The sequence below is a fragment of the Polaromonas sp. genome (assembly GCF_031411155.1).
In the GTDB taxonomy this organism is placed as follows: domain Bacteria; phylum Pseudomonadota; class Gammaproteobacteria; order Burkholderiales; family Burkholderiaceae_C; genus Polaromonas.
In genome coordinates this window covers 1-4,713 of the sequence record NZ_JANOAL010000221.1, presented here as the reverse complement: position 1 = coordinate 4,713, position 4,713 = coordinate 1, and the positions used below count along the sequence as shown (strand labels likewise).

The window sequence follows — 4,713 nt, the reverse complement described above, 5'->3', positions numbered from 1 at the left end:
GTTTCGGTGTGGCTGATGATGTAGTGGCGTATCGCTTCCTTGCCAAAACGCGCGCGCGCCGTGCGGGCCGCCTCAAAAATCGCCAGCTCGCCCCGCGCGTGGGCTGAATAAGTGGCGCCGACCACCCGCAACGGCCGGGCGTCATTGAGCAGGCGCATCAGCAGCACGCGTTTGGCGGCTTCGTCCAGGCGGGCGTACTGCGCTTCGATGCGCGCCACCGCCAGCAACTCGGCCACCACCTCTTCGTGCTTGTCCGAGCTTTGCCGCAAATCGACCGTGGCCAGGTGAAAGCCAAATACTTCGACGGCCCGGATCAGCGGATGCAGGCGCTGGGCCACCAGCGCCTCGCCGTGGTGGGCCTTGAGCGACGCGGCAATGGTGCGCAGGTCGGCCAGAAATTCTTCGGACCGGGCATAGGCGTTTTGCGGCGCCACGGCATGGCGCGCGGCCTCGCCGCCGGTCAGTTCTTTCAGCGTGGCGGCCAGCCTGGCGTAAACGCCGGTCAGGGCGCGGCGGTAGGGCTCGTCCTTGCGGTGCTCGTTGGTGTCGGGCGAGCTTTCGGCCAGCTGGCGCATGTCGGCGCTGACATCGACCAGCATGGCCGACTGCGACAGCTCGCTGCCCAGAAAATGCACCTCGGTCAGGTAGTGGCGCAGCGCCACGTCGGCCTGCCGGCGCAGCGCGTAGTTCAGCGTCTCGGCGCTGACGTTGGGGTTGCCATCGCGGTCGCCGCCTATCCACTGGCCCATGCGCAAAAAGCTGTGCACCGGCTGATTGCCCAGCTCGCGTTCCAGGTTGGCGTAAATCTTGGGGATTTCGCGCAGAAAGGTGGCTTCGTAATAACTCAGCGCGTTTTCGATTTCGTCGGCCACGGTGAGCTTGGAAAAGCGCAGCAGCCGGGTTTGCCACAGCTGCATGACGCGGGCGCGCAGCTGCGCTTCGTTGGCGGCCAGCTCGCGCGGCGTCAGCGCGTCCTTGGCGGCGTTGAGGGCGCGCGCCAGTGCCTTGGTGTCATCACGCGCCGTCAGCAGCTGGGCAATGTCGCGCTCGGCATCCAGAATGCTTTTGCGCTGCACCTCGGTCGGGTGGGCCGTGAGCACCGGCGAGACAAAGCTGTGCGCCAGCGTGTCCGCGATGGTTTTGGGCGCGATACCGGCCCAGCGCAGCCGGGCCAGCGCCACTTCGATGCTGCCTTCCTGGGTGTCGCCGGCACGCTCGTGGACGGCGCGGCGGCGAATGTGGTGGCGGTCTTCGGCCAGATTCGCCAGATGGCTGAAGTAGGTGAAGGCGCGTATCACGCTGACCGCCTGGTCGCCCGACAGGCCTTTGAGCAGCTTCTTGAGGGCCTTGTCGGCTTCCTGATCGGCATCGCGCCGGAAAGCCACCGACAGCTTGCGGATCTGCTCGATCAGCTCGTAGGCGGCCACGCCCTCCTGCTCGCGAATCACATCGCCCAGAATGCGGCCCAGCAGCCGGATGTCTTCCACCAGCGGACGCTCATTATCCCGGCTTCGTGTGCCCCCACGTTCGCCCACTGCGTGTGGTTCGCTGCCCCCCGGGGGGGCCGGCCTTGCCTGGGGCGGCCCTGCGCTGCGTCCCTGGCTCTTGTCGCCGGCAACGGAGCTGATCTTTTTGACACGCGCGGAAGTGACCATCTTTGCCCTCTTGTTCTGGAGTCGCCCATGCTAGCATTCACTTCCCCCCAAGATTACCAGCAGGTTACGAGTGTCCCCAGCGATTCAAACCGTCCCCTCCGCCTTGAACCCACCCGTGGTCATCGCCACCCGCGAAAGCCGACTGGCGCTGTGGCAGGCCGAGCATGTCAAGGCGCTGCTTGAAGCCCGCCTGGGCTGGCAGGTGGAACTGCTGGGCATGACGACTCAGGGCGACCAGATTCTGGACCGCTCGCTCAGCAAGGTCGGCGGCAAGGGCCTGTTCGTCAAGGAGCTCGAAGTCGCCCTCAGCGAAGGCCGGGCCGACCTGGCGGTGCATTCGCTGAAAGACGTGCCTATGGATTTGCCGGAAGGCTTTGCGCTGGCCTGTGTGCTGGAGCGCGAGGATCCGCGCGATGCCTTTGTTTCCAACCAGTTCGCGGCGCTGGCCGAGCTGCCGACTGGCGCCGTCGTCGGCACCTCCAGCCTGCGCCGGCTGGTGCTGCTCAAGGCGCTGCGGCCCGACCTCAAAATTGAACCGCTGCGCGGCAACCTCGACACCCGCCTGCGCAAGCTCGACGAAGGCCAGTACCACGCCATCGTGCTGGCGGCGGCCGGGCTCAAGCGTCTGGGGCTCCACGCGCGCATACGCAGCACCTTTGCACCGGCCGACATGCTGCCGGCCGCCGGGCAGGGCGCGCTGGGCATCGAGGTTCGGTCCGAGCGCGCCGATTTGCTGGCCGCGCTGGCCACGCTGGCGCACCAGCCGACCTGGCTGGCGGTGACGGCCGAGCGCACGGTGTCGCGCGCCATGGGCGGCAGTTGCTCCATGCCGCTGGCGGCTTTCACGGCCTTTTCAACCGGCCAGGCCGCGCCGGGCGGCGGCGACAGCATGCAGCTGAATGCCGCCTGGGGCGACCCGGCCAGTGCCGAGGCCGGCTCGGCCGTGCCGCTGGCACCGCTGGTGCAGGTGCAGCAAAGCGCCCAGGTGCGCAGCTTTGCCGAGGCCGAGGCGCTGGGCCAGGCGGTGGCCAGGCAGCTGCGCGCCGGCGGCGCGGTCTGGGCCAGCAACCCGCCCGCCGCCTGATGCCGGGCCTGGCGTGACTCCCGCCTGCGTCATCGTGACCCGGCCCGCCAGCGATGCGCGGAACTGGGTGCGGCGCTTGCAGCAGGCCGGCCTTCAAGCCGAGGCCCTGCCACTGATCGAGATCGCGCCGGCGTCGGCAGCAGCCGACGTGCTGGCGCTGCAGCAGGCCTGGCAAACGCTGGAGCGCTACAGCGCCTGCATGTTCGTCAGCGCCAACGCGGCAGAGCATTTTTTCCGGCCAAATACGGCTCTGGCCCAATCAGAAACTGCACAGTCAGCTATTAATTCGATAGTAAACATGGATCCCGACAGACTGCCGCCCACGCTGCGTCTGCTGGCGCCCGGCCCCGGCACTGTGGCCGCGCTGCGGGCGGTGGGCGTGCCGGCCGCGCACATCGATGCGCCGCCGCCCGAGGCCAGCCAGTTTGATTCGGAAGCGCTGTGGCAAGTCATTGGCCAGCGTGACTGGCAGGGCCGGCGCGTGCTGGTGGTGCGCGGCCAGACCGTGGCTGAAGATGGCGGCGCCGGCTCGTCCGGCCGCGACTGGCTGGCCCGCCAGTGGCAGGCGGCCGGCGCAGAAGTCGATTTTGTAGTCGTTTACCAGCGCCGCGCACCGCAGCTGACTGCTGCGCAACTGCGGCGCGCTAAGGCGGCCAGCGTCGATGGCGCTATCTGGCTGTTCAGCAGCTCGGAGGCGGTGGCCAATCTGCTTGGCCAGCCCGCCTTGTCAGGCCTTGATTGGCGCCGCGCCCGCGCCGTGGCCACGCACCCGCGTATTGCGGGCGTGCTGCGCGCCGCCGGCTGGGGTGTTGTTGCGGCGTCACGCCCGGCGCTGGCCGACATCAGGGCCGTGCTTGGCTCGATAGAATCAGGCCATCCATGAGCGAAGGCCAGCCCACTCCCCCGATTCCCGCGCCCGACGACGCGCCCGTGCTGGAGCGCGCGCTGGTGCCCGCGCCCGTGCCGCCGCTGCAGTCCGATGCCTTCATGGTGCCGCGCAAATGGGCCTGGCTGGTCGTGTTGCTGGCCGCCGCTGCGCTGCTGGCCAGCGCCTTGCTGTGGCAAAAGCTCGGCGGCATTCAGGAAGAACTGGCGCGCCGCAGCACCGACTCCGGCGCCCAGGCGATCGAGGCCCGCACGCTGGCGCGCGAGGCCCAGGAAGGCATGCGCGAGCTGTCGGCGCGGCTGGCGATTCAGGAAACCCGCATCAGCGAGGTCAGCCTGCAGCGCACCCAGCTTGAAGAGCTGATGCAAAGCCTGTCGCGCTCGCGCGATGAAAACCTGGTGGTCGATATCGAGTCGGCGCTGCGCCTGGCGCAGCAGCAGGCGCAACTGACCGGCAGCGCGCAGCCGCTGCTGGCCGCGCTGACCTCGGCCGAGCAGCGCCTGTCGCGCGCCGCCCAGCCGCGCCTGAACCCGCTGCAGCGCGCCCTGGTTCGCGACATCGACCGTATCAAGGCGGCCAGCCTGACCGACGTGCCGGTGCTGCTGCTCAAGCTCGACGAGCTGTCGCGCCTGGCCGACGAGCTGCCGGTGGCCAACGCCGCCGCCAGCGTGTCGGCCGGCGGCGCCATGGCGGCCCCACCCGCGGCAGCGGCCGCTACCGCGTCCGCGCCGCAGGCAGTTGCCTCAGCGTCCCTCGGCTCGCTGCTGGGGCTGGACCAGTTCACGCTCAGCGCCTGGTCGCAGCGCACGCTGAACAGCCTGCGCGATGAAGCGCGCAAGCTGCTGCGCGTCAGCCGCATCGAGCAGCCCGAGGCCGCGCTGCTGTCGCCCGAGCAATCCTTCTTCCTGCGCGAAAACCTCAAGCTGCGGCTGCTCAATGCGCGCCTAGGCCTGCTGTCGCGCCAGACCGACACGGTGCGCGCCGACCTGGCCAGCGCCAACGCCTGGCTGCTCAAGTATTTCGACCCGGCCTCGCGCAAGACCCAGGCCGCCGCGCAATTGCTGCAGCAGGTGCAGGGCCAGCTCAAG

General features: G+C 69.1%; 4 protein-coding genes. 3 read left to right on the top strand and 1 reads right to left on the bottom strand.

Translation table 11 applies throughout. The features are described 5' to 3' along the window. The coding region (locus RMO23_RS13815) for a phosphoenolpyruvate carboxylase (protein ID WP_309682576.1) at positions 1–1,655 on the bottom strand (1,655 nt) is incomplete at its 3' end. Positions 1,656–1,758: 103 nt separating this feature from the next. Here RMO23_RS13815 and hemC point away from each other — a divergent pair. The 3 genes from hemC to RMO23_RS13800 all read left to right on the top strand — a co-directional run. Continuing rightward, complete coding sequence (gene hemC / locus RMO23_RS13810; protein WP_309682573.1) at positions 1,759–2,739, top strand: hydroxymethylbilane synthase; 981 nt, start codon at positions 1,759–1,761, stop codon at positions 2,737–2,739. A gap of 13 nt (positions 2,740–2,752) precedes the next feature. Continuing rightward, positions 2,753–3,622 (top strand): uroporphyrinogen-III synthase, encoded by an 870-nt coding sequence (locus tag RMO23_RS13805; protein WP_309682570.1) that lies wholly within the window; start codon positions 2,753–2,755, stop codon positions 3,620–3,622. Further along, on the top strand, positions 3,619–4,713 hold a 1,095-nt coding region (locus RMO23_RS13800; protein ID WP_309682568.1), incomplete at its 3' end, for a uroporphyrinogen-III C-methyltransferase. The genes RMO23_RS13805 and RMO23_RS13800, both read left to right, overlap by 4 nt.